Source organism: Kitasatospora cheerisanensis KCTC 2395 (assembly GCF_000696185.1).
Taxonomy (GTDB): Bacteria; Actinomycetota; Actinomycetes; order Streptomycetales; family Streptomycetaceae; genus Kitasatospora; species Kitasatospora cheerisanensis.
On sequence record NZ_KK853997.1, the window covers coordinates 4,395,534 to 4,418,909 of the forward strand.

A 23,376-nucleotide genomic window follows, 5' to 3' on the forward strand; every position below is an offset into this window, starting at 1 on the left:
ACTGCCGATAGCCATAAAGCTAAGGCTAATAGCCTTAGCCGTCAACCCGGGGCGGCCCGGGCTCAGATCCCGTCCACCTTGAACGGGTCGTGCTCGGCCAGCAGCTTCTCCAGCCGGGCCTGGTCGACCCGGCTGGTGATCGCGCCCTCCTCCTGGCGGTCCCGGATCACCTTGGCCAGCGTGAAGGCGGAGGTGATCGCGTACAGCAGTCCGAGGGCGAGGAAGGCGCGGACCCAGGCGCTCACCGGCAGGTAGGCGATCCCGAGGGCGAGCGAGCCGGCGGCCAGCGCGAACGAGGCGACGGCCTGCAGGTAGTAGGCGGAGGTGGTCCGGTGCGACACGGGTGCGGTCATGGGAACAGGCTCCCGCCGGGCCGCGGGCGGGTCGTGAGTACGAATACTCAACCGCGCTGTCACCATCCGTCATGCTCCACCGGGGGCTACCTGGTGAATCGTCACAAATCGCCCATAGGTCGTCAGGAAAGTTTGGCTGTCTCCCGGGAGGAGCTTGGAATCATGGGGTCCATAGGATTAACGTTTGATAACGCAGCGCGGTCGGCAACGCCGTAACCATGCGGCACCGTGCGCCACGCCTAATCCACGTGGGCACCCCCTCGGGGGCGTCCCAGGAGCCGGGGAACCACGTTCCACCGGGGTGAATCGGGACGGCCCTGGGCCCGACCGTAGGAGACCTTCCACCTCCGAACCCGTCAGCTAACCCGGTCGGCGACAGGGAAGGAAGGAGCACGCCCCAGTGGCGTCGACCTACACCGATGCTTTCGGCACCCAGCTGCTCGACCCCCCGGTCGAGCCGGAAGCCGCCCGGCACCGGCTGCCCCGGCAGTCCCGCACCGGCGCGCCCCTGCTGGGCGTCACCGCGATGACCGCCGCGCTCGGCGCCACCGCACTCGCCGCCGCCCCCGCCCAGGCCGCCGCCCCGGCGCCCGTCACCGCCGCCGACGAGGCCTCCGACGGGCTGCTCGCCGCCGACCCCGGGCTCGCCCTCGCCGCCCGCATCCAGCAGCAGGCCGACGGCCAGCGCACCGCCGCCGACGAGACCGCCCGGCTGGCCGCCGCCCAGGAGGCCGAGGCCAAGCGCGCCGCCCAGCAGGCCGAGGCCGAGCGGGCCGCGCACACCCTCCCGGTGGCCGGCTACCAGCTGACCGCGCACTTCGCGCAGTCCGGCGCGCACTGGGCGCACCTGCACACCGGCCTGGACTTCGCCGCCCGCACCGGCACCCCCGTGGTCGCCGTCGCCGGAGGCACCGTCACCTCGGCGGGCTGGTCCGGCCCCTACGGCTACCGGGTCATCCAGACCCTGCCCGACGGCACCGAGCTCTGGTACTGCCACCTGTCCCGGATCGCCACCGCCGCCGGCCCGGTCGCCCCCGGCACGCTGCTCGGCGCCGTCGGCGCCACCGGCAACGTCACCGGCCCGCACCTGCACCTGGAGGTCCGCCCCGGCGGCGGCGCCCCGATCGACCCGCTGCCCTGGCTGGAGCAGCTCGGCCTGCAGCCGTAGCCCCACCGCGCTCACCCCCGGCCGCCGCGCTCCGCCAGGAGCCGGCGGCCCGGCGGAGCGGGTGGCGCAGACCGGCCGTGGCGGCCGCGGGAGTCATCAGGAGAGCCGCCCGCGGGCCGTCCGGATGCTCAGTACGTCTCGGGGGCGAGGTCCGGGAACTCCTCCAGGAGCAGCCGTGACAGCCCCGGGACGGTCCACTCGCCGCACAGGTCGATCGCCGCCTGCGCCACCGCCTCCTCGAACTCCTCGAACTCCCCGGCCAGTTCGGCCGGCATCGGCAGGCCGCGGGCGTTCAGCTCGGCCAGGTTGCGGTAGCTGCGGCGCATCAGGCCCTGCTCCAGCAGCCGCCGCGCCCCGTCCGTGGACACCCCGACCAGCAGCGCCCGGCCCGGCCCCCAGCCGCCGTCCCCGTCCAGCCCCGGCGCCTGCTCGAAGGCCGCGAACCGCTCCTCCTCCGGCAGTTCGCGGAACGCCTCCAGCCAGGCCCGCACCTGCTCCGGCTCGCCGGTCGGCACCCCGTCCGCGCGCAGCAGCGCCGTGTACAGCCGCGGCCAGGTCACCAGGTCGGCCCGGCGCAGCAGCGAGGCCAGCACCTCGCCCTGCCAGTCCGCCTCCGCGCGCAGCTTCTCCAGCCGCTTGGCGTTCAGCCGCCGCGCCGCCCGCTGACGCTCGATCAGCAGCCGCACCGCCGCCGGGTAGGCCCGGGCGTCGCCGTCCGGCTGGACGTACAGGTGCAGCTGCTCGTACAGCAGGTGCTCCAGCACCGGCGAGGACAGCTCCGGGAAGCCGTCGTGCAGCCGGGCGCCGCCCAGCTCCAGCAGGGTCAGGACGGTCCGCACCGCCGGCTCGGGTACCGCCTCCAGGCCCTCCTCGGCCGCCCACTCCAGCAGGTCGGCGGCTCGGGTGCGGGGGAGCAGGTGCAGGTCTTCGTCGTCCACCCCGGTACGTTAGCCGGTCCGCGCGGGGCCGCCCGGTAGGGTCGGCGTCATGGAGACCGTCCGGCTCGCCGGCCCCCGGCTCACCCTCCGGGAGTACGGCCACACCCCGGAGGACGTCGCCGCCCTGCACGCCGTCCACGGCGACCCCGAGACCGTCCGCCATCTCCCGTTCGACGCCGCCGACTTCGAGGACTGCGCCGACCAGATCGCGCTCTACCTCGACGAGCTCGAACAGGAACCCCGGGTGCACTACCGGCTCGCCGTCGACGACGCCGACGGCCGGACGATCGGCCAGGCCGCCCTGACCCGCGAGGGCGGGCACGCCGCCCAACTCGGCTGCGTGCTGCGCCGCGACACCTGGGGCCGCGGCCACGCCGGCGAGGTCACCGCGCTGCTCTGCGCCCTCGGCTTCGACACCCTCGGCCTGCACCGGCTGTACGCCCGCACCGACCCCGACAACCCGGCCGCCGCCCGGGTGCTGACCCGGGCCGGCTTCCGGTACGAGGGCCGGATCCGCGCCGAGTCCCACCGGGACGGCGGCTGGCACGACGCCCTCCAGTACTCGCTGCTCGCCCCCGAGTGGCGGACCGGGGGTTAACCCCACCCCCGATCGGGCAGCAGGCATCATTCCGGCGCCCCGCGCCGGTCCGGCACCTTGGAAGGGTGCCCGACGCCGCCGACCGGCGGCGCCACCGACCACCCGAAGGACCGCGGATGTCCACCGCTGCGTACCGTGCCGCCACCGCCGACCCCTCCGCCCGGCCCGGGTTCTGGCGCGCCCCGTTCTCCCGGTACACCTTCCGCGAGTTCGGCTTCGCGCTCAGCGGCCTCCCCGTCGCCGTGCTCGGCTTCTCCCTCGTCATCAGCCTGTTCAGCGCCGGCCTCGGCCTCTTCGTGACCGCGCTCGGCCTGCCCGTGCTCGCCCTGCTGACCATCACCGGCCGCGGCTTCGGCGCCGCCGAACGCCACCGGATCCGCACCCTGCTCGACCTCGATCTGCCCGAGCCGGGCGAGGTGACGGCCCGTCGGGAGGGCGTCTGGGGCGCGATCACCGCCCGCCTCGCCGACCCGGTCGGCTGGAAGGGCGCGCTGTACCAGTTCGTCATGTTCCCCTGGGCGGTGCTCAGCTTCGTGCTCTCCACCGTGTTCTTCAGCGTCGGCTGGGGCCTGGTCCTGTTCCCCGCCTACCAGTGGGTGTTCCGCCGCTGGACGGCCTGGGACGGCTACCGGGTCGCCGACTGGACGGACTCGCACGGCGTCCACCACGTCTACGAGCTGAACTCGCCGTTCCAGATCGGCGCCGTCAGCCTGCTCGGCTTCGGCTTCGTGCTGCTCACCCCGCTGCTGATCCACGGCCTCACCGGCGCCAACCGCCTCGCCGCCCGCGCCCTGCTGGCCGGCCGCTGAACGTGCGCCGCCCCCGGGCCCGTGGTCGGATGACCCCGGGCCGGGCCGCACCCCGGGCCCGCCGAACGCCCGGAGGCCCCTGACGATGAGCCAGGTCAGCAGCGCCCGCCCCGCCGGCCGGCGGACCCCCGCCGCCCCGCCGGTGCTGGTCACCTCCCGGCCGCTCGACGAGTACACCGCCCACTTCGGCCTCACCCGCGCCGAACTGCGCCGCCTGGACGGTCCGCTGCTGGACTGCCCCGGCGGCGCCGCCGCGTTCGCCGCCGAGGCCCGCGAGCTGGGCTGCCGGGTGGTCGCCGTCGACCCCGGCTACGCGCTCGGCCCGCGCCGCCTCGCCGAACTCGCCGCCGACGGCCGCGACACCATGGCCGGCGCCATCCGCCGCGACCCCGCCCGCCACCTCCCCCGCGCCCACCACGGCCGCCGCCGCCCCGACAAGTACCTGCGCAGCTGGGACCGCGCCCGCGGCCTGTTCGCCGCCGACGCCGCCGCCCACCCCGGCCACTACCTCGCCGCCGCGCTGCCCCGGCTCCCGTTCGCCGACGGCAGCTTCGCGCTCACCCTCAGCTCCTACCTGCTGTTCGCCTACCCGGCGCTGTTCACCCCCGCCGACCAGTTCCGCGCGCTGCGCGAGCTCGCCCGGGTCACCGCCCCCGACGGCGAGGTCCGGGTCTTCCCGCTGTACGACCACGTCGGCAGCCCCTGCCCGCACCTGCCGGAACTCCGCGCCGCCCTCCGCCACCACCGGATCGCCAGCCGGGTGCTGACCACCGCCCCGGGCCACCGCGTCCTGGCACTCGGCCCCGCCGCTGACGCCCCGTCAGCAGGCCCCGGCCGGCGCGGGAGCGTCCCGCAGCTCGCGCACCGCCCGCAGGTACGCGCCCACCGCGTCCCGGCTGCGGGAGAGGCACTCCACCCGGTCGGCGAGCTGCCGGTGCTCCTGCTCCAGCGCGGCCAGCGTCTCCGGCGTGGCGCCCCGGACGTGGTACTGGCCGTCGACCAGGCACGGCAGCACCTCCCGGATGGTGCGGGTCGACAGGCCCGACTCCAGCAGCGAACGGATCTGCCGGACCCGCTCCACCAGCGCCTCGTCGTACTCCCGGTAGCCGTTCGCCGAACGCCCCGGCTTCAGCAGGCCCTGCTCCTCGTAGTAGCGCAGCAGGCGGGGCGACGCCCCCGCCCGGTCCGCCAGTTCGCCGATCCGCATCCGCGTCTCCCGTCCGCCGGAAAGGACTTGACCTTCACACCGATGTGAGGGTTCGAGGATACCGGCATGGCCACCGCCCACACCGAACTCCGCGCCCCCGCCGCCCGTGCCACGACCCTCCGCTGGTCCCCGCTGCTGGCCCTCGCCACCGCCGCCTTCCTCGGCATCGTCACCGAGGCGCTGCCCGCCGGGGTGCTCCCCGAGATGGCCCGCGACCTGCGGGTCGGCGAAGCCGCCATGGGCCAGTCGCTGACCGGCTACGCCCTCGCCACCGGACTCTCCGCCGTCCCGCTCGCCCGGGCCACCGCCCGCTGGTCCCGCAAGCGCCTGGTGCTCGCCGCCGTCGCCGTCCTGCTGGTCGCCAACGCCGTCACCGCGCTCTCCCCGTCCTACCCGCTCACCATGGCCGCCCGGATCGCCGGCGGCGTCGCCGTCGCCGCGATCTGGGCCGAACTCGTCGGCTACGCACGCCGCCTGACGCCCCCGCAGCTGCACGGCCGGGCGATCGCCGTCACCGGCATCGGCGTCCCGCTCGCCCTCTCCCTCGGCATCCCGCTGGGCGCCTGGTCCGGCCGGCTGATCGGCTGGCGGCCCACCTTCGCACTGGTCGCCCTGCTCGCCACCGTCCTGCTGCTGTGGATCGCCGCCGCCGTCCCCGACGCCCCCGGCCGCCGGCCCGACCGCACCGAGACCCTCACCGGCGCGCTGCGGCTGCCCGGCGTCCGGCCCGTGCTGTTCGTCGTCGCCGCGTTCGTCCTCGCCCACAACGTGCTCTACACGTACATCGCCGCCCTGCTCGACCACTACGGCATGGCCGGCCGCCGCGACCTGGTGCTGCTCGTCCTCGGCATCGCCTCGGTCGCCGGACTCGCCGCCACCGGCGCGCTGGTCGACCGGCGGCTGCGGCACCTCACGCTCGCCGCCACCGCCGCCGTCCTCGCCGCCGTCGGCGTCCTGCTGCTGCCCGCGCCCGCCGCGCCGCTGGTGCTGCTCGCCGCCGCGCTCTGGGGCCTCGGCTGGGGCGCCGTCGCCCCGCTGTTCCAGACCGCCGTCGCCGACGCGGGCGGCGACCGCGGCCAGACCCTGCTGGTCGCCACCTGGAACACCGCGATGGGGCTCGGCGGCGCCGTCGGCGGACTCCTGCTCGACCTGGCCGGGCCCGGAGCCTTCCCCGGCTTCGCCCTCGCCCTGCTGCTGCCCGTCCTCGCCGTCGTCGCTCTGGCCCGCCGCCACGGCTTCCCGCCGAAGCGGCCGTGACCGGCCGTGATCGGCCGCAGGCAGCCGCTGACGGGCACCCGGAGCCGGACATGCAGACGGCCCGTGGGCTGCTCCTCGGGCCGGGCCCCGCTGGGCGGGGACGGCGGTCGAGGCACCGGGGATGTACCGGTGAGCCCACGGGCCGGGTGACTGCTTGGGATTCGCCTGAGCCGGAGGCCGAGGCCGTGGGCCCCGTCACTGCCACAGGCAGGGGCGGCTCTAGCGAGCAGCCACCTCACGCATCCTGAAGGAACTCATAACTCAGGATCACCTCCTTTCAGTGTGCTGCCAGCGTAGGCACCGCCCCCCGGGCCGGGCAACGGATTTATTCGCCGGAACCCGCGCCGGACACGGCGAAGGCCCGGAGGCGATGCCTCCGGGCCTTCGTGCTACTGAGTAGCGGGGACAGGATTTGAACCTGCGACCTCTGGGTTATGAGCCCAGCGAGCTACCGAGCTGCTCCACCCCGCGTCGGTGAACACGACTCTACGGGAACCCCGCGAGAAAGGGAAATCCGATTCCCGTCGGCCCGTCCGGGCAGGTCAGCCGGGTCGTGCCGACTGCCGGGCGCGGCGGGTCTGCGCCCACACCGCGAAGCAGACCAGCGCGGCGAAGCACGGCACCATCACCAGTCCGTACACCAGCAGGAACCCGTCCGTGCCCAGCCCGGCCGCCGCGTTCCACACGCCGTGCAGGCCCATCGCCAGTACCAGGCCCGCCGGGGCGCCCAGCCGGGCCGCCCAGCGGCGGCCGGTGGTCAGGGTGACCGCGAGGCCGATGCCGGCCAGCGCGGTGAACAGCGGGTGCGCGAAGGGCGACAGCAGCGCCCGCAGCACGAAGGTGTGCACCGTCCCGTCGAAGTCCCGCAGGCTCGGCGTCCGGCCCAGGCCGATCGCGTCCAGCCGGGCCTGCCGGTCGGCGGTGAACGCCCGGCCCAGGTAGAGCACGTTCTCGGTGAACGCGAACCCGCAGGCCGTCACCCCGCCCAGCACCGCCCCCGCCGCCAGCGTGCGCGGCCGCGACCGGGCCCGCTGCTGCCCGGCCGGCGCGGGCCGGAAGTGCGCCACCGGGCCCTCCCCGTCGCGGTGCCGGTGCCACAGCAGGCGGCGCAGCCGGCCGCACGGGCGGCCCTCCTCGCAGCGGTGCCGCCGCCGCAACGGCAGCAGCAGCATCAGCAGCGCCGAGCCCTTCGCCACCTCCTCGATCAGCGGCGTCGCGAACTCCGCGCCCAGGGACTCCCCGCGCGCCCCCTGGTGCGCCATCAGGAAGTCGCTGGTCCAGCCGTTCGCCAGGATCGCCACCGTGGTCGCCGCGCACGCCCCCCACGCCAGGCAGAACAGCGTGTGCCGGATCGGCACCCGCGCGGTCTGGTTCAGCCACGCCAGCGCCCCCAGCACGAACGGCAGCGGCAGCAGCGACAGCCCCAGGCCCACCAGCAGCCCCGTCGTCCCGGTCTGACGCTGCACCAGGTGCAGGATCAGCACCCCCGACCCGGCCAGCGCCAGCGCGGCCACCGCCGACGGCAGCGCCGGCCGCCGCAACGGCCACAGCCGGCGCACCAGCGAAGGCGCGGCCCGCACCATCCGGGCGCCGCGCTGACCGGGGATCCGCCCTGCCGCCACCGGGCGCAGCCGCACCCGGAGCAGCCCGCCGGACCGGGGCACCCTCGGCTCCGGGAACGGTCGAGCACCGGTGGGGGACGGCGGATCGGCGGCCATGGCGGCGGCCCCTACGGGCAGGCTGGGGGAGGCCTTGCCGCCGGGCGGACTGCTCACGCGCAGAAGCGTAGGCGAATGTTCCGCTCCGAGGGGAGAGGAGACAACAATCCGTACTCCTGGGGTGACAGACCGTCAGCAAGGCGAAACGGCGGACGCCGCTTCCCCGTTGCTCCTACCCTGAACGCCATGGGGGAGAACGCACAGGCGTCCGAACGCCCCGGCTACCGGGACGTCACCGGGCCGGACGGCGTCCGGGTCGAGATGACGGTCAGGGGCCTCGGCAAGGTCGACTTCGGCCCCGGCGGCCTCGCCTCCGGCGATCCGGCCGGCGCGGTCGCCGGCGCGGTGCTCTACCTGCTGGTCGCCGTCGGCGTCTTCGTCGCCTTCCTGGTCCGGACCGGCCGCGGCCGGCGCCGGTACGGCATCACGGTCACCGTCCACACGCCCCGGCCGCACCGGTTCGCGCGCGGCTTCGACACCCTCGACGAACTCCGCGACTACCAGGCATGGCTGGTCGAGGAGATCCGCGAACGCGGCACCGCCGCCGTCCCGCGCAGGGACGATTCAGCGGGCCGCGAGAAGGCCTAGCGCCGGCGGAACAGCAGGTCGTGCACCACGTGGCCCTTGGCCAGGCCGGCCCGTTCGAACTTCGTCACCGGACGCCACTCCGGGCGCGGCGCGTAGCCCGGCACACTGCCCGCCGGGTGCTCCGCCGGCTCCAGCCACGGCGAACCGTCGCCCTCCGGGTGCAGGTTCTCCAGCTCCGGCGACGCCTCCAGCACCGCCAGCATCTGCTCGGCGTACGGCTCCCAGTCGGTCGCGCAGTGCACCAGCGCGCCGGGCGCCAGCCGCGGCAGCACCAGCTCCAGGAACGACTCCTGGATCAGCCGGCGCTTGTGGTGCTTCGGCTTCGGCCACGGGTCCGGGAAGTACACCCGCAGACCCGCCAGCGACGCGTCCGGCAGCATGTCGCGCAGCAGGATCACCGCGTCGCCCGCGGCGAGGCGGACGTTCTCCGAACCGTCGCGCTCCAGGAACTGCAGCAGGTTGCCGTGGCCCGGGGTGTGCACGTCCGCCGCGAGGATCCCCGAGGACGGGTCGGCCGCCGCCATCGCGGCCGTGGTGTCGCCCATCCCGAAACCGATCTCCAACGTCACCGGCCGGCCGTCGAACATCGCCGGCAGGTCCATCGGGGTGCCGTCGATGGCATGGCCGAAACGCTCCCAGCCACGGTCCAGCGCACCCGCCTGCGCCTTGGTCATCCGACCACGACGCGGCTGGAAACTGCGGATCCGCTGCTCACGGTGCTGGGCCTCGGTGGCCTTGTGCGGGTACATCGGCGCGGGGTACGCCGCCGGCGCGGCAGACAGCCGGGCCGAGGCGGGCAACTGGGGGCTGGGGGCGGAGGAAGTCACAATCGCACCAGTCTACGGGAGCAAGGATTCGAGCCCCGGGGGGATCACTTCCGGGGTGGGGAGCTGCGGGCGACAAGCGCGAATCCGTCCGCCGGGGCGCGACCACGGGCACGTCCGCCGCGCCCGGTTCCTCGCGGCCCGGTCTACTCGATCGCGAGGGCTCGTCGGGCGACCTCGCGGCCGATGGCGAGGGAGGCCGTTGCGGCGGGGGAGGGGGCGTTGAGGACGTGGATCACGCGGCCGGTGCCGGCGAAGGCGAAGTCGTCGAGGAGGGTGCCGTCGCGGGCGACGGCCTGGGCGCGGACGCCGGCGGCGGTGGGGAGGAGGTCGTCCTCGGTGACGGCGGGGAGGAGGCGGCGGACGGCGGCGGTGAAGGCCCGTTTGGAGAGCGAGCGGTGGAGCTCGCCGAGCTCGTAGCGCCAGTGCCGGCGGGCGATCGTCCAGGCGCCGGGGAAGCGGACCGTCTCGGCGAGGTCGCGGACGTTGACGGTGCGCCAGTCGTAGCCCTCGCGGGCCAGCGCGGGGACGGCGTTCGGGCCGACGTGGACGTCGCCGTGGATGCCGCGGGTGAGGTGGACGCCGAGGAACGGGAACGCCGGGTCGGGGACGGGGTAGACCAGGCCGCGGACCAAGGAGCGGCGGGCGGGCGCGAGTTCGTAGTACTCGCCGCGGAAGGGGACGATCCGCACGCCGGGGTCGTCGCCGGCCAGCCGGGCGATCCGGTCGCTGTGCAGGCCGGCGCAGTTGACCAGCACCGCGCAGCGGATCTCGCCGAAGGGGGTGGTGACGGTGACCCCGTCGGCGCGCCGGGCGATGTCCAGGACGGGGGTGGAGAGCCGCAGTTCGGCACCGCGCTCGCCGGCCAGCGCGGCGTAGCGGTGGGCCACGGCGGTGTAGTCGCAGATGCCGGTGGTGGCGAGGTGCAGGCCGGCCAGGCCGGTGACCTCGGGCTCGTGGTCGCGGATGCCGGCCGGGTCGAGTTCGAGCAGCGGGATGCCGTTGGCCCGGCCGCGTTCGGCGAGCGCGGCGAGGCGGGGCAGTTCGGAGCGCTCGGTGGCGACGACGAGCTTGCCGGTGACCTCGTGGGCGATGCCCTGGTCGCGGCAGAACTCGACCATCTCGCGGGCGCCCCCGGTCGCGTACCGGGCCTTCAGCGAGCCCGGCCGGTAGTAGACGCCGCTGTGGATCACCCCGCTGTTGCGCCCCGTCTGGTGGGTGGCGAGGGCGCTCTCCTTCTCCAGCACGGTGACGGAGACGCCCGGGCCGCCCAGGGTCAGCGCGTACGCGGTGGACAGGCCGACGATGCCGCCGCCGACCACCAGGACCCGGACGTCGTGCTTCAACTACCCGCCCTTCAGCCGGTGGTGAGGACCAGGCGGGCGCGCTCGGTGAGCTCCTTGACCCGCTGCTCGTTCTGGTAGGGCTCCAGGCGGCGCAGCAGCTCGATCACGTACTCGCGGCTGCGGTGCGAGGAGATCCGCCCGGCGACCTCGACGGCGCGCTCGCCGGCGGCGACCGCCGCGTCCAGGTCGCCGGCCTCGGCCTCGGCCATCGCGGAGACCACCAGCCGCAGGCCGTGCGAGCGGACGAAGCCCTCGGTCGGGCGGGCCAGCGCCTCGCGGGTGAACTGCCGGACCTTGGACGGGACTCCGAGGTCGCGGAAGCACTCGGCGGCGTCGGCGGCGAGCCGGTCGTAGGCGTAGAAGTCGATCCAGGTCGGGTCGGCGTCGCCCGGCCGGGCCCGGTCGAGGGCGGCCTCGGCGGCGGACAGCGCGGTGCCGCAGGCGGGCGCGTTGCCGGCCTTGGCGTGGGCGCGGGCCTCCACCAGGTGGAAGAAGCTCATGGTGCGGGCGGTGGCCAGGCCCCGGTTGCGCTCCAGCGCGGCCTGCGCGAGGTCGACGGCCTCGTCCGGGAAGGAGCGGTAGGACGCCTGCAGGCTCATCGAGGCGAGCACGTACCCGCCGAGCGGCACGTCCCCGGCGGCCCGGGCGAGCCGCAGCGCCTGGATGTAGTAGCGCTGGGCGGCCTCGTGCTGGCCGGTGTCGAACGCCATCCAGCCCGCCAGCCTGGTCAGTTCGGCGGTGGCGCCGAACAGCGCCCGGCCGACCGCGTCGCTGTACGAGGCGAGCAGCAGCGGAGCGGCCTCCACCCGCAGGCACTCCGGCACCATCGAGGAACGCCAGTCGCCGCCGCCGTACTTGGAGTCCCAGCGGCGGGCCTCCTGGGCGGCCTCGCGGAGCTTCGCCGCGTCCGCGTGCCCGACCCGGTAGCCGGACAGGTCGGGGACGCTCTCGCGGGCCACCGAACCGTCGGCGGGGGTGATCAGCCAGCGGGAGACGGGCGTGGCGTACGCGGCGACCGAGAAGGTGCCGGCCAGGCTGTCGCTCCACCGGCCGCCGCCGGGCCGCGCCGCAGGTCCAGGTCGACCCGCCACAGCTCGGTCGCGGAACGCACCGCCTCCGGCACCTCGCGCGGGAACTCCAGGCCGAGTTCGGGCGTGGGGTGCGAGTCGGCGAGGCCGATCTCCTCCAGCGGCACCGGGCGGCCCAGCTTGTTGCCGAGCGCGGTGGCGATCAGGTGCGGCACCGGGCGCTGCGGCACCATGCCCTTGGTCACCCAGCGGGCCACCGAGGTCTTGTCGTAGCGGAGGGTCAGGCCGCGCTGCGCGCCCAGGTCGTTGACCCGGCGGGCGAGCCCGGCGTTGCTGATCTGGGCGAGCGCGAGAAGGGCGCCGAGCCGGTCGTTCGGCCCTCGTGAGCTGACGGTCATGGTGGCGGTGGCACCCCCTGGCGACGTCGTGCGCGGATGGCGGCGAGTCGCGACGGCAGCGGTACGCCACCGGACTGCTTGCACCTAGCGTAGTCGCCCGCGTTCCCACGGTTAAGAGGCCGCATTCCGGTTGGCGGGAACGCGCTGCGTCCACGGCGGGCGGTCGCGGGCCCGCGGACCGCCCCGCGGGCACCTGCCGGACGCCCGTGCTCCCGGCCCGTGCCCGCGTGCGCCATCCGTGCTCCCTGGCCGCAGCGGCAGGTGGGCGATTCGCTGGTGGCTGTGGATCGGCCCGCCGCCGAGGACCCGGCGGGCCGGGGGATGACGCTGCCTCAATCCCCGCGGGCAGCGGCGCGTCCGGGAGGGCATGCGGATGCCCTCCCGGGCCGTGCGACGCCTTTCGGCCAAAATCGGTCGCAGCGCGGCGTCCACGGACGACTCCCGCGCCGTGCCGCCCGGCCACCGGCCGTGCCCCGGACGGGAGTTCGAGGACCCGCACGGCCCGGGCCCCGGAGGGGGTGGCCCGGCCCGTGCGACCCACCGGCCGAAACCATGGCGCTCCGGCACCGCCCCGGTGGCACGATGGCTCCTGACGGTGCGCCAATTCCCGGCAGGTGACCGAACGTTCGCCGCGCACCCGCAGCACCACAGGTGGAGGCGCGATGCGGTGGCTCACCGGCTGGAGCGGCCTGGCCGCCGCCGACCCGGCGCTCGCCGCGGTCCGCCCGATCGCCGGCACCCTGCTCTGGGGCGGCCCCAACCCGCTCTGGGCGGTCGGCGACTGGCGGCCCGACGAACTGCGCCTCGCCGTCCTCCGCCCCGGCGGCCCCGCCGCCGTCCGCGGCGGACTCGACCCGCGCGACCCCGCCGACACCACCGACCACGACACCCCCGCCACCCTGCGCCTCGCCGTCGCCGGCCGCTGCGGCGCCACCGACCGCGAACTCGCCGACGGCCTGGCCGCCGCCCGCGGCGGCGCCCTGCGCCACCTCACCCGCTGGCCCGGCAGCTACACCGTGGTGCTGCGCACCGGCACCAGCTCCACCGTGCTGCTCACCGACCTGGCCGGCGCCCAGCCGGTCTTCCACACCCCGTTCGCCGGCGGCACCGCCTGGGCCACCGCCGCCCTCCCGCTGGCCGACCTGGTCGGCGCCCCGGTGGACGCCGGCCACCTGGCCGCCCGCCTCGCCACCCCGAGACCCCCGAGACGCTCGGTGACCGCACCCCGTACCGGGGCGTGCGCCGGGTGCCGCCCGGCCACGCCCTCGGCATCCGCGGCGGCCGCGCCCACCACACCGCCCACCCCGAGGGGCCCGCCGCGGCCAGGGCCGAGGCCCCCGCCGTCCGGGAACTCACCCGCGCCCTGCTGGAAGCCGTCCGCTGCCGGGTCCGCGCCACCGGCCCTGCCGACCGGCCCCGGCTCGGCGTCGACCTGTCCTACGGCACCGCGTCCGCCACCGTCGCCCTGCTCGCCGCCGCCGTCCCGCTGCCCTCCGGCGCCCCGCCCGGCCCCGGACCCGAACGGCCGCCCGCCCGCACCGGCGCCGTCAAGGGCTCCTGGGCCCGCGGCGGCGACCGGCCCGGACCCGAGACGCTGCCCGCCGTCACCCTCGGCGACGCCACCGGCCTCGCCCTCGCCGTGCACGCCCCCGGCTCCGCCACCTGGTCGTCCCCCCGTCCTCCCGTACGCCGGCCTCGACGACCCGCTCGACGGCCCGCTCACCGACGAACCCGGCCCCGCGCTGCTCTGCGCCGCCCGGTACGCGGCCGTCCACCGGGCCGGCGGCGCCGACCACCTCACCGGCCACGGCGCCCGGCAGGTCCTCGACGGCCACCCCGCCCGGCTCGCCGACCTGATCCGGGCCGGCCGCCCGCTCGACCTGCTCGCCCCGATCGCCGCCCTGGCCGGCGCCGACCGCGCCACCGCCGGCACCCTCACCGGCACCCTGCACACCCCCGTCACCGTGCTCCGCGCCGCCCGCCGCCTCGCCCGCACCCCGTACGCCGACGCCCTGGACGAGCTCGCCCTGCGCCTGACGCTCCGCCAGGCCCGCGCCGAGAACCGCACCATGGGCCGCGCGCTGGCCGCCGACCTCAGCTGGCTCCGGCCCGGGCCGGCCGCCCACCTGCTGGCCGACGAACCCCTCGCCGCGCTCGCCCAGCACCTGCGCACCGCCGCCCGCGACGGCACCAGCACCGAACCGCCCGGCGCCCGCCGCGCCCGCCTCGCCCTGCACCGGCACGCCGCCCACTACCGCACCCTGGTGCAGGCCGCCGAACAGCACGGCCAGCGCCTGCACGCGCCGTTCCTCGACAACCAGGTGGTCCGCGCCGCCCGGCTGCTCCCCGACGACGTCCGCCTGCAGCCCGGCGCCCGGCCCGCCCTGCTCGCCGCCGTCCTGGCCGGCGCCGGCCGCACCGACCTGCCCGCCGAATGGGGCCGCACCACCGGCGCCGACCGCCACGCCCCGCCCGCGAGGGCCTCCGGGCCGCCGCCCCCGCGCTCGCCGCACTGCTCGACCGTCCGCTGCTCGGCGAGGCCGGACTGATCGACACCCCCGCCGTCCGCAAGACCCTGGCCGCCGCCGCCGACCCCGCGCAGGACGCCCCGCCCGCCGCCCTCGCCGCCCTCGCCGAGCTGCTCGCCGTCGAACTCTGGCTGCGCCGCCTGACCGCCCGCCGCCCCGGCTCCGCCTGGACCGGCCTGCCCGCGCCGCGCCGCACCGCCCTGGCGACCTGACCGGCCGCCAGGTGCGCCTTCCCGACCCGGGCCGCCCCGGCGGATAGCGTCGCGCCATGACCGCCGCCGCCCTCCCCGTCAGCCCCGACGCCCCGCCGCCCGGCACCGCGATCCTGAACGCCTGCGACGGCTCCGACGCCTCGCTCTGGGCCCTGGACCGGGCGATGACCGAGGCCGAGGCCCACCACCTGCCGCTGCACGTGCTCGCTGTGGTCAACCCCTCGCCCACCGGCTACCCGCCGGGCATGGCCGACCTGGTGCAGGAGAGCGTCCAGCGCCTCGTCGACAGCATGTCGGACGGCCTGCGCCGCGCCGTCGCCACCGTCCAGGCCGCCCGCGCCCGCCCGTACGGCGGGCAGCTCACCCTGCACGTGGTGCTCGGCAACGTGGTGGACGTGCTGCTCCAGGCCGCCGACGGGCGGCACACCCTGGTGATCGGCACCCGCGGCAACGGCGGCTTCGCCCGGCTGCTGCTCGGCTCGGTCTCCACCGCCGCCGTGCACCACGCGAGCTGCCCCGTGCTGGTGGTGCCCGCGCCGGCCGAGGACGCCTGAGCGCGCCCGAGGACGCCTGAGCTGGAATGACGGCGAATGGTTGAGCGTTCATCTTCCTGTTGGAGGCCGCCCGGCCGCCGAGAACCACCCGACAGGAGCCCGCCCCGCCATGAAGGTCGAAATCTACTCGGACATCGCCTGTCCCTGGTGCTACGTCGGCAAGCGGCGCTTCGAGCAGGCCCTGGAGCGCTTCGAGGGCAAGGACGGCGTCGAGGTGGTCTACCGCCCCTACCAGCTGGTCCCCGACGCCCCCGAGCAGGCCCGCCCGCACCGCGAGTGGCTCGCCGAGCGCTACGGCCCGCAGGCCCTCGCCATGGACGCCCGGATCACCGAGGTCGGCAAGTCCGTCGGCATCGACTACGACTTCGACAACGCGCTGGAGGTCAACACCCTCCGCGCCCACCGCCTGCTGCACCTCGCCGAGACCGAGTACGGGCCCGCGGTCCAGGCCGCCCTCAAGGAGCGCCTGCTGAAGGCCCACTTCTCCGAGGGCGTCGACGTCGGCGACCCCGAGGCGCTGGCCGGCCTCGCCGCCGAGACCGGCATCGACCGCGAGCGCGCCGCCGCCTACCTGGCCGGCGACGAGGGCGAGGCCGAGACCCGCGCCGCGCTCGCCGAGGCCCGCGCCATCGGCGTCACCGCCGTCCCCACCTTCGTCTTCGAGGGACAGTGGGCCGTCCAGGGCGGCCAGGAGGCCGACACCTTCCTGCAGGTCCTGCGCCAGGTCGAGGCCGAGACCGCCCGGAAGATCACCCCGATCGCCCCGGCCGGGGACACCTGCGAGGACGGCAGCTGCCGGATCTGAGCCGCCGGGCCCGCCGGACCGTCAGCAGGTCAGGCGGGCCTGCGCCCAGTCCGCCAGGTCGATCACCGACGCCGACCCGCGGGCCATGGTGACCACCAGCCGGACCGACTTCTGTCCGGCCAGCGGCGCGTGCACCGGGACCGGCTCCGCGTTCGCCGCCAACTCGCCCGAGGACCACAGCACTTCACCGTCGTCGCCCTGGACCGTGAAAACCACCCGCCCGTACGAGGCCCCGAAGTCGTCCAGCCCGGCGACGGCGTCGAAGGACCGGCAGCTCCGGTTCAGGTCGATGGTCACCCGGGACGGCACCGGGGCCGCCAGCACGTGCCGGTAGAAGTTCCCGCGCATCCACGTGCCGGGCAGCTGCATGGCGTACCCGGAGCCGCGGATCGCCGGCGTGCCCGGGGTGCGGTGACCCCGGTTCAACGGCAGCTCGTCCAGCCAGAACTGGCTGACCGCGGTGACCGTCGGGCTCGGCGTCGGCGTGGGCGTCGGTGTCGGAGTGGGGGTCGGCGTAGGGGTGGGGGCCGGAGCCGGAGCGGGCGCCGCCGGGGCTCCGGCGTGGGCGTCGGCGACGGCGTGGGGGTCGGTGTCGGCTTCGCGGACGGAGCCGGCTTCGGCGACGGCGACTGCGAGGGCTTCGGCGACGGCGTCGGAACCGGCGCGGGAGCGGGCGCCGCCGGCGCCGCCGCCGGGACCTCCGGAGCCGCACTGACCGGCGCCGGCGCGGCCACCGGCGGCCTCGGCTCCGGCGAGCCGGTGAGCGCGAACGCGGCGACCGCCGCGGCCGCCACCGCGATGCCCGCGGCGATGCCGGCCTTCGCGGCCGTGCCGATCCCCTCCCCGGCCGCGGCCGCCGCCCCGCCGCCGGACGAGCCGCCGGCCGTCGTGGTCGCCGCCGTGCCGCCGGCCGCGACCGTGCCGCCGGTGACCGCACCCGTGACCGCGACCCCGGTGCCGACCGCGGCCGCCGCGGCCGTGAACCAGCCGGTGCCGATCCAGAGCAGCGCGCCCCCGGGCAGCACCGCCCGCAGACTGTGGTTGATGTCCGCCAGCTCCAGGTACGCGGCCGTGCACCGGGTGCAGTCCTGGACGTGCTTGCCGACCTCCGCCGAGGCCCGCTTGCGCAGCGAACCCCGGGCGTACGCGCCCAGCCGGTTCGCGTAGGCGGCGCAGCCCGACTCCTGACTGCCCGACACGTGCGCCTGCAGGAACGCCGCGGCCAGCCGGTCGCGGGCCCGGTGGGCCTGCACCGCCGTCGCGTTCGCGGTCTTGCCCAGCATCACCGCGACCGTCTTCGGCGACTCCCGCTCGACCTCGGTGTGCCAGAGCACCACCCGGTCGTCCTCCGGCAGTTCGGCGTAGGCCCGCATCACCATGCGCCGGTCCGCCAGCGCCAGCGCCCAGGCGTCCGCGCCCGGGTCGGCCAGGTCGAACTCGACGGTGGCGGCGGACGTCTCCGCGAACGTCGAGAAGTCGTCCACCAGTTGCTCGCGCCGGTCCGAACGGGCCCAGGCCGCCGCCACGTTGCGCACCGCCGTCAGCAGGTAGGCACGGACCGCGAACTCCGGCCCCTTGCCCGCCTTCAACGCCTGCAGGGTACGGGCGAACACCTCGCCCGCCAGGTCCTCCGCGGTGAAGCTGTCCCGGCAGCACGTCCGCGCGTAGCGCCGCACCGCGTCCGCGTGCCGGCGGTAGATCTCCTCGTACGCGGAGTCGTCACCGGCCCGCACCAGCGCCGTCAACTCGGCGTCGGAAGCCGGGCGTTCACCGTCCACCGGATCGGCCGGCGGCGGCACCGTGGCCCGCACCGCGAGCTCCTCGGCGATGAACGCCTCCGGCGTCACCCCGCCCTGCCCGGCGGCCGCCTGACCCGGCACCCGGCCCACCAGCGACTCCAGCGCCGGACTGCCCGCCTGGTCCGGGACGTGCCCGGGCGCACCCTCGGCCTGCTCCTCCGGACTCACCGGGCACCGTCCGGTCGCCCGGCATGCCGGACGGGCCGCCCCTCGAACTCGACGGCGATCACGGTGCGCAACGGGACAATGGCTCCAACCACGGGCAAAGAATGGCATAGCGCCGCGCCCGCCGGAAGCCGCACCGGCCACGACCCACTCTTCCGTGCCGCCGCTCGCGGAGGTGTTCGGGAACCGGCGGCGCAGGCACCGCGCGTACCCGGACGGTCCCGAGCGCCGCCCGCCCCGGACGGTGCGCCCGGCGGCTCCCCGTCACCCGAACGGCGCGCCGCGGCACCGCCCGGACCGGGCCGGCCTCCCGCACGGTGCGTCAACTCCACGACCCCCGAACGGAATCAGGCCGCGCGCAGTCCCTGCAACAGGATCTGCAGCAGCCGGCCGCCGGCACCGCCCTCGGCCTCGCCGTCCCGCGCCGCGACCGCCGCCGACGCGTGCACCGGCACCGCCGCGGTCAGCACCAGCACCACATCGGCCACCGTCACACCCTGCCGCAGCTCGCCCGCCGCACCCGCCCGGGCCACCAGCGCCGCCAGCAACTGCAGCAGCAGCCGCGGATCCGCACTCTGCTCGCCCTCCGCCACCGGCGCCCCGGCGAACGCCCGCAGCTCCGCGCCGCGCTGCTCCGGCACCCGGCCGATCTCCTCCGCGTACCGGAACGCCTCCGGCGGCAGCAGCCGGCCCGCACCCGAGGCGGCCGCCCGCTGCAGGAACCCGGCCAGCGCGTCCCACGGACCGTTCAGCCCGCCGTACAGCGACTCCCGGGCCTGCGCCGTCAGCCAGGACACCTCCTCGGCGGCGATCCGCTGGACCAGCACCTCCTTGCTGGGGAAGCGCCGGTACACGGTGCCGACACCCACGCCGGCCCGCCGCGCCACCTCCTCCATCGGCGCCCCGTACCCGAGTTCGCCGAACACCTCACGGGCGGCCCGCAGCACGCTCTCCAGGTTCCGCCGGGCATCCACCCGCAGCCGCGAACCCGCGCCCCGCCCCGCCTCGCCCGGACGCTCGCCCTGCGGGAACGCGAACCGCTCCCGCTCACCCGGGCCGCGCTGCTCCGGCACCACGTCCACCGCGGCGCGCGCGACAGCGGTGCTCGGCGCCCGCCCGGCCAACTGTTCCTGCTCAGACATGCCAACCTCCCCCGAGGCGCCCCGTCCCGGGCACCCGAACGGTCACTGCGCCCCCTGGCGCGCGCTGCCGACACCGGTCGGTCCGACGTCCGCGCACTACCTTCCCCGGATGGCTCCCGGGCAGTCGCACCGATGCCACCGGGTCGCAGGTGCAAGGACCGGCACCATCGGCGGTCCGAAGCACAATCCGACCATAGTTCAAGGAAGTTCGCCGCAGAAGTGGACCACTCGTCGTCGCGAACGGACCGATCCTGCCCCGACTCCGGACAAAACCCCTACTGCCCACGCCGCCGCACCCGCCCGACCCACCCTCGAACAGCCCTTCCCCGGACCGGATTCGGACCGATCCGGCCCGGACTGTGGACAAGAACCCTCCACCGGGTGCGTCATAGGGGGAACGTGAAACGGGTCACAGCCCGAGGGCCGGCCGGAGGTGCCCCATTCGGATCCTGATCATCGGCGGCGGCTGCGCCGGACTGAGCACCGCGCTGCGCCTCCAGCAGCTGCTGCGACCGCAGTTGAGGGACCGTCGGGTCGAACTCACGATCGTCGAACCCCAGCCGTACCTCACCTTCCAGCCCCTGCTGGCCGAGGTCGCCGCCGGCTCCATCGACCCGCGCCACGTCGTCGTCCCGCTGCGCACCGCGCTCCCCGACTGCCGGGTGCTCACCGCCCGCGTCACCGGCATCGACCACGCCACCCGCACCGCCCGGGTGGACGCCGCCCCGCGCGGCGAACTCCGGCTGCCCACCGAAGTCCCCTACGACGTCCTGGTGATGGCCCCCGGCTCGATCTCCCGCACCGCCCCCGTCCCCGGCCTCGCCGACCACGGCATGGGGTTCGCCACCGTCGGCGAAGCCGTCGCGCTGCGCAACCACGTCCTCGAACAGCTCGACCTCGCCTCCTCCACCCGCGACCCCGCCCTCCGCCAGGCCGCCCTCACCTTCGTCTTCGTCGGCGCCGGCTACGCGGGCGTCGGCGCCCTCGCCGAACTCGAGGACATGGCCCGCACCGCCACCAAGGGCTTCCACAACCTCGCCCCCGAGGACCTGCGCTGGGTGCTGGTCGAGGCCACCGACCGCATCCTCAGCGAGGAAACCCCCGAACTCGCCACCCACACCCTCGCCGAACTGCGCGAACGCAACATCGACATCAGGCTCTCCACCACCCTCGAATCCGCCGTCGACCAGGTCATGGCCCTCTCCGACGGCAGCCGCTTCGCCGCCCGCACCCTGGTCTGGACGGCCGGCATCCGCCCCGCCCCCGTCCTCGCCCTCACCGACCTCCCGCTCGACCGCGCCGGCCGGATCACCTGCCTGCCCACCCTGCGGATCGCCGGCCCCGACGGCGCCCCCGTCGCCGACGCCTGGGCCGCCGGCGACTGCGCCGCCGTCCCCGGCCTGGACGGCGAACCCTGCGCCCCCAACGCCCAACACGCCCTCGCCCAGGCCAGACTGCTCGCCGAGAACCTCGCCGCCGACCTGGCCGGCCAGCCCCTCACCGACTACCGGCCGGGCGGCCCCGCCTGCTCCACCTCCCTCGGCCTGCGCCGCGCCGTCGCCCACACCAGCCGCGGCACCCGCCTCACCGGCCGACGGGCCTGGTGGCTGCACCGCGCGCGCCAGCTGCGCCGGCTGCCCAGCCGGGAGCGCCGGGTCCGGGTGCTGATGGACTGGCTGTTCGGCGGCCTGTTCCCGCGCGAAGTGGTCTCGCTCGGCACCATCGAGCACCCGCGCGCCGAATTCGAGTCCGGGTTCAGCTCCGGCGGGCGCGGTTCGGGCCCGGGCAGCTGACCCCGGGCGCTACCCGCCCTGTCGCCGCCGCTGCTCCTGCCTGCCGTCCTGCTGCCGGCCGTCCTGCTGTCGACCGTTCTTCCGTCGGCCGCCGCACCACGCCGCACCACGGCCGCGCGGAAGCACACCCCCGGCGCACACCTGCCGGAATGCGCCGTACCGGGGGCTCGACTTCCGGAATCACACCGGAGCCTGACAGGATCGTCCCCGCCGGGTCATCACACCGAGTGTTGCACCAGGCACGCAAGGTGATGATCACACCGGAACGACCCGCAGGAACCGCCCACATCAGAACCCGAGGAAGCGGCCGACGTTGAACCTCATGCGCTGGAGCGCCCGGCTCGCCGGAGCCCCCTGGCGGGCCACCGCCCCGCCACCGCGGACGAAACCGTCACCGTCCCCGGCCAGCGCGACCCCGCCACCACCGGCCCCGACCTCCGCGACCCCGAGCAGCTCTACGACCTCCGCGACGTCCTGCGCCGGCTGCCCGCCCCCGTCGCCCTCACCCACGGCCCCCAGCACCTGCTCGGCTACGCCAACCGCGCCTACCGCGACCTGTTCGGCGCCCGCACGCCCGGCCGCCCCGCCGCCGAGTCCCTCCCCGAGCTCAACGCCCTCGGCGTGCTCCCGCTGCTCGACCAGGTCCTGCGCAGCGGCCGCCCGCGAAGCGTCAAGTCCCGCTGCATCCTCGGCCTCGGCGGCAACCGCTACTACAACATCGCCTGCGTCCCGCTCGGCCCCGACGACCGGACCACCCCCACCGGCGTCCTCGTCTTCGCCACCGAGGTCACCGACCAGGTCCAGGCCGCCGGCCGCCTCCGCGACGCCGAACGCCGCCAGCGCGAAGCCGCCGTCACCCTCCAGCACAGCCTCCTCCCGCAGAAACTCGAACAGCCCGCCGACCTCCACGTCGCCGCCACCTACCAACCCGGCGGAGCCGACGCCGCCGTGGGCGGCGACTGGTACGACGTCATCGGCCTCGGCGGCGGACGCACCGCCCTCGTCATCGGCGACGTCATGGGCCGCGGCCTGCGCGCCGCCGCCGTCATGGGCCAGCTCCGCACCGCCGTCCGCGCCTACGCCCGCCTCGACCTCCCCCCGCACGAGGTGATGACCCTCCTCGACGGCCTCGCCATGGAGATCGACGCCAACCAGATCGCCACCTGCACCTACGCCGTGTGGGACCCGGCCACCACCACCCTCGTCTACGCCTCCGCCGGCCACCTCCCCCTCCTGCTCCGCGCCCCCGACGGCACCGTCCTGCGCGGCGAGGAACAGAACGGCCCACCCCTCGGCACCGGCGGCGCCGGCCACCTCTCCCACACCCTCCGCCTGCTCCCCGGCACCACCGGCGTCCTCTACACCGACGGCCTGGTCGAGCGCCGCGACCAGGACATCGACCAGGGCATCGACCACCTCGCCCACACTCTCACCGGCCCAGTCGCCACCCCCGACATCGTCTGCTCCCGCCTCCTGCGCGCCCTCGGCGTCACCGCCGAGCACGACGACGACGTGGCCGTGCTGGTCTTCCAGGTGGCACTTGATCCCGAGCCCGTCCGTGTGTAGAGTTCTTCGAGTTGCCTGACAGGGAGCACCGAGCACGCGTCTGCGTGGACGGTCCCGGGGCGGCCAATCCCTGAGAACCAAGTAGCTGATCCGTGACGGGTCGCGTCCTTTTCGCGTCTCCGTTCGTATTTGCTGTGCGCGTTTTCGGAGATTGCGGCGGATTCGCTTTTCGGAGCGGGGATCGGCTAGAGTTTGAAACGTCGGACGGGCCGTCAGGTCGCAGAAGACAACAGCGAGTCGGATCGAAACTCCGGAAAACGGAGCGGAAAACATCTGATAAGCTGGGAACACGAAAAGAACGAAGCGCCCGGAGGGTTCGCAGGAATGCGGCTCGAAGGAAGCGTCCGTTCCTTGAGAACTCAACAGCGTGCCAAAAGTCAACGCCAGATATGTTGACATCCCCGGCCGGTCTTGATGATCGGTTGGAGATTCCTTTATGAAGTAACACTAGCGAGGACGCAGTGCGCAGGACCGCCCTATTCCGGTGGTTGCTGTGCCGCTCCCCGTGGAGACATTCACGGAGAGTTTGATCCTGGCTCAGGACGAACGCTGGCGGCGTGCTTAACACATGCAAGTCGAA

Annotated in this window: 21 protein-coding genes, 1 tRNA gene, 1 rRNA gene, 2 pseudogenes and 1 riboswitch (1 of these 26 cut by a window edge); of the genes and pseudogenes, 13 read left to right on the plus strand and 12 right to left on the minus strand. The window is 75.5% G+C overall.

Features of this window, described 5'->3' with window-relative positions; genetic code table 11:
- Positions 1 to 62: 62 nt before the first annotated feature.
- On the minus strand, positions 63 to 353 hold the full coding sequence (locus KCH_RS20065) for a YiaA/YiaB family inner membrane protein (RefSeq protein WP_035864816.1): 291 nt from the start codon (positions 351 to 353) through the stop codon (positions 63 to 65).
- A 226-nt stretch (positions 354 to 579) separates the two neighbouring features.
- A riboswitch (cyclic di-AMP (ydaO/yuaA leader) is annotated at positions 580 to 743 on the plus strand.
- Positions 744 to 753: 10 nt separating this feature from the next.
- On the opposite strand from KCH_RS20065, the gene KCH_RS20070 reads away from it, so the two are divergent.
- Positions 754 to 1,521, plus strand: a complete 768-nt coding sequence (locus tag KCH_RS20070; RefSeq protein ID WP_051653255.1) for a M23 family metallopeptidase — start codon at positions 754 to 756, stop codon at positions 1,519 to 1,521.
- Between the two features lie 128 nt (positions 1,522 to 1,649).
- On the opposite strand, the gene KCH_RS20075 is transcribed toward KCH_RS20070, so the two are convergent.
- Positions 1,650 to 2,459: a hypothetical protein gene (locus KCH_RS20075; RefSeq protein ID WP_035864819.1), complete on the minus strand. Its 810-nt coding sequence runs from the start codon at positions 2,457 to 2,459 to the stop codon at positions 1,650 to 1,652.
- Positions 2,460 to 2,508: 49 nt separating this feature from the next.
- Here KCH_RS20075 and KCH_RS20080 point away from each other — a divergent pair, with 49 nt between their 5' ends.
- The 3 genes and pseudogenes from KCH_RS20080 to KCH_RS46655 all read left to right on the plus strand — a co-directional run.
- Positions 2,509 to 3,057: a GNAT family N-acetyltransferase gene (locus KCH_RS20080; RefSeq protein WP_035864821.1), complete on the plus strand. Its 549-nt coding sequence runs from the start codon at positions 2,509 to 2,511 to the stop codon at positions 3,055 to 3,057.
- A gap of 116 nt (positions 3,058 to 3,173) precedes the next feature.
- Positions 3,174 to 3,866 carry a sensor domain-containing protein gene (locus KCH_RS20085; RefSeq protein ID WP_035864823.1) on the plus strand — a complete coding sequence of 231 codons (693 nt, stop codon included), beginning with the start codon at positions 3,174 to 3,176 and terminating at the stop codon, positions 3,864 to 3,866.
- Between the two features lie 364 nt (positions 3,867 to 4,230).
- Positions 4,231 to 4,521 (plus strand): annotated as a pseudogene (locus KCH_RS46655) (class I SAM-dependent methyltransferase); the annotation flags it as partial.
- Between the two features lie 165 nt (positions 4,522 to 4,686).
- On the opposite strand, the gene KCH_RS39875 reads toward KCH_RS46655, so the two are convergent.
- Positions 4,687 to 5,073: a MerR family transcriptional regulator gene (locus KCH_RS39875; RefSeq protein WP_084223772.1), complete on the minus strand. Its 387-nt coding sequence runs from the start codon at positions 5,071 to 5,073 to the stop codon at positions 4,687 to 4,689.
- A gap of 66 nt (positions 5,074 to 5,139) precedes the next feature.
- Between KCH_RS39875 and KCH_RS20095 the strand changes: the two genes are divergently transcribed.
- Positions 5,140 to 6,330 (plus strand): MFS transporter, encoded by a 1,191-nt coding sequence (locus tag KCH_RS20095; protein ID WP_051653257.1) that lies wholly within the window; start codon positions 5,140 to 5,142, stop codon positions 6,328 to 6,330.
- A 397-nt stretch (positions 6,331 to 6,727) separates the two neighbouring features.
- Here the strand turns inward: KCH_RS20095 and KCH_RS20100 are convergent.
- Together KCH_RS20100 and KCH_RS20105 are read right to left on the minus strand one after the other, a co-directional pair.
- Positions 6,728 to 6,801: transfer RNA gene (locus KCH_RS20100), tRNA-Met, on the minus strand.
- A 71-nt stretch (positions 6,802 to 6,872) separates the two neighbouring features.
- Entirely contained in the window at positions 6,873 to 8,105 is a 1,233-nt protein-coding gene (locus KCH_RS20105) for a PrsW family intramembrane metalloprotease (RefSeq protein WP_084223774.1), read from the minus strand.
- 129 nt (positions 8,106 to 8,234) lie between these two features.
- On the opposite strand from KCH_RS20105, the gene KCH_RS20110 reads away from it, so the two are divergent.
- Positions 8,235 to 8,636, plus strand: a complete 402-nt coding sequence (locus KCH_RS20110; RefSeq protein ID WP_035864826.1) for a hypothetical protein — start codon at positions 8,235 to 8,237, stop codon at positions 8,634 to 8,636.
- On the opposite strand, the gene trmB is transcribed toward KCH_RS20110, so the two are convergent.
- From trmB to KCH_RS20125, 3 genes and pseudogenes are all read right to left on the minus strand, one after another.
- Positions 8,633 to 9,463: a tRNA (guanosine(46)-N7)-methyltransferase TrmB gene (gene trmB, locus KCH_RS20115; RefSeq protein WP_035864837.1), complete on the minus strand. Its 831-nt coding sequence runs from the start codon at positions 9,461 to 9,463 to the stop codon at positions 8,633 to 8,635. The two genes, KCH_RS20110 and trmB, sit on opposite strands and share 4 nt — an antisense overlap.
- A 143-nt stretch (positions 9,464 to 9,606) precedes the next feature.
- Positions 9,607 to 10,806 (minus strand): L-2-hydroxyglutarate oxidase, encoded by a 1,200-nt coding sequence (gene lhgO, locus KCH_RS20120; protein ID WP_035864839.1) that lies wholly within the window; start codon positions 10,804 to 10,806, stop codon positions 9,607 to 9,609.
- 11 nt (positions 10,807 to 10,817) lie between these two features.
- Positions 10,818 to 12,232, minus strand: a pseudogene (locus KCH_RS20125) (NsdA family TPR-like regulatory protein).
- A gap of 662 nt (positions 12,233 to 12,894) precedes the next feature.
- Between KCH_RS20125 and KCH_RS20130 the strand changes: the two are divergent.
- From KCH_RS20130 to KCH_RS20140, 4 genes are all read left to right on the plus strand, one after another.
- Entirely contained in the window at positions 12,895 to 14,781 is a 1,887-nt protein-coding gene (locus KCH_RS20130) for an asparagine synthase-related protein (protein ID WP_244305376.1), read from the plus strand.
- Complete coding sequence (locus tag KCH_RS44695; protein ID WP_244305377.1) at positions 14,667 to 14,972, plus strand: hypothetical protein; 306 nt, start codon at positions 14,667 to 14,669, stop codon at positions 14,970 to 14,972. Before KCH_RS20130 ends, KCH_RS44695 begins: the two co-directional genes overlap by 115 nt.
- A 56-nt stretch (positions 14,973 to 15,028) precedes the next feature.
- The gene (locus tag KCH_RS20135) at positions 15,029 to 15,526 is read left to right on the plus strand and encodes a universal stress protein (RefSeq protein WP_051653259.1); all 498 of its coding nucleotides are present in this window, start codon (positions 15,029 to 15,031) and stop codon (positions 15,524 to 15,526) included.
- A gap of 109 nt (positions 15,527 to 15,635) precedes the next feature.
- The gene (locus tag KCH_RS20140) at positions 15,636 to 16,331 is read left to right on the plus strand and encodes a DsbA family oxidoreductase (protein ID WP_035864842.1); all 696 of its coding nucleotides are present in this window, start codon (positions 15,636 to 15,638) and stop codon (positions 16,329 to 16,331) included.
- A 21-nt stretch (positions 16,332 to 16,352) separates the two neighbouring features.
- On the opposite strand, the gene KCH_RS44700 is transcribed toward KCH_RS20140, so the two are convergent.
- From KCH_RS44700 to KCH_RS20150, 3 genes are all read right to left on the minus strand, one after another.
- Entirely contained in the window at positions 16,353 to 16,757 is a 405-nt protein-coding gene (locus KCH_RS44700) for an NPCBM/NEW2 domain-containing protein (RefSeq protein ID WP_051653260.1), read from the minus strand.
- Entirely contained in the window at positions 16,754 to 18,298 is a 1,545-nt protein-coding gene (locus tag KCH_RS42620; RefSeq protein WP_051653261.1) for an RNA polymerase sigma factor, read from the minus strand. Before KCH_RS42620 ends, KCH_RS44700 begins: the two co-directional genes overlap by 4 nt.
- Positions 18,299 to 18,642: 344 nt before the next feature.
- Entirely contained in the window at positions 18,643 to 19,437 is a 795-nt protein-coding gene (locus KCH_RS20150) for a TetR/AcrR family transcriptional regulator (protein WP_084223776.1), read from the minus strand.
- Positions 19,438 to 19,883: 446 nt separating this feature from the next.
- Here KCH_RS20150 and KCH_RS20155 point away from each other — a divergent pair, with 446 nt between their 5' ends.
- Positions 19,884 to 21,230 (plus strand): NAD(P)/FAD-dependent oxidoreductase, encoded by a 1,347-nt coding sequence (locus KCH_RS20155; protein ID WP_208866063.1) that lies wholly within the window; start codon positions 19,884 to 19,886, stop codon positions 21,228 to 21,230.
- A gap of 288 nt (positions 21,231 to 21,518) precedes the next feature.
- Here the strand turns inward: KCH_RS20155 and KCH_RS47245 are convergent, their stop codons facing one another.
- Positions 21,519 to 21,740 (minus strand): hypothetical protein, encoded by a 222-nt coding sequence (locus tag KCH_RS47245; RefSeq protein WP_157032124.1) that lies wholly within the window; start codon positions 21,738 to 21,740, stop codon positions 21,519 to 21,521.
- 12 nt (positions 21,741 to 21,752) lie between these two features.
- Between KCH_RS47245 and KCH_RS20160 the strand changes: the two genes are divergently transcribed.
- Positions 21,753 to 22,796 (plus strand): PP2C family protein-serine/threonine phosphatase, encoded by a 1,044-nt coding sequence (locus KCH_RS20160; RefSeq protein ID WP_425268909.1) that lies wholly within the window; start codon positions 21,753 to 21,755, stop codon positions 22,794 to 22,796.
- Between the two features lie 514 nt (positions 22,797 to 23,310).
- Positions 23,311 to 23,376, plus strand: a 16S ribosomal RNA gene (locus tag KCH_RS20165); it runs 1,451 nt beyond the window's last position.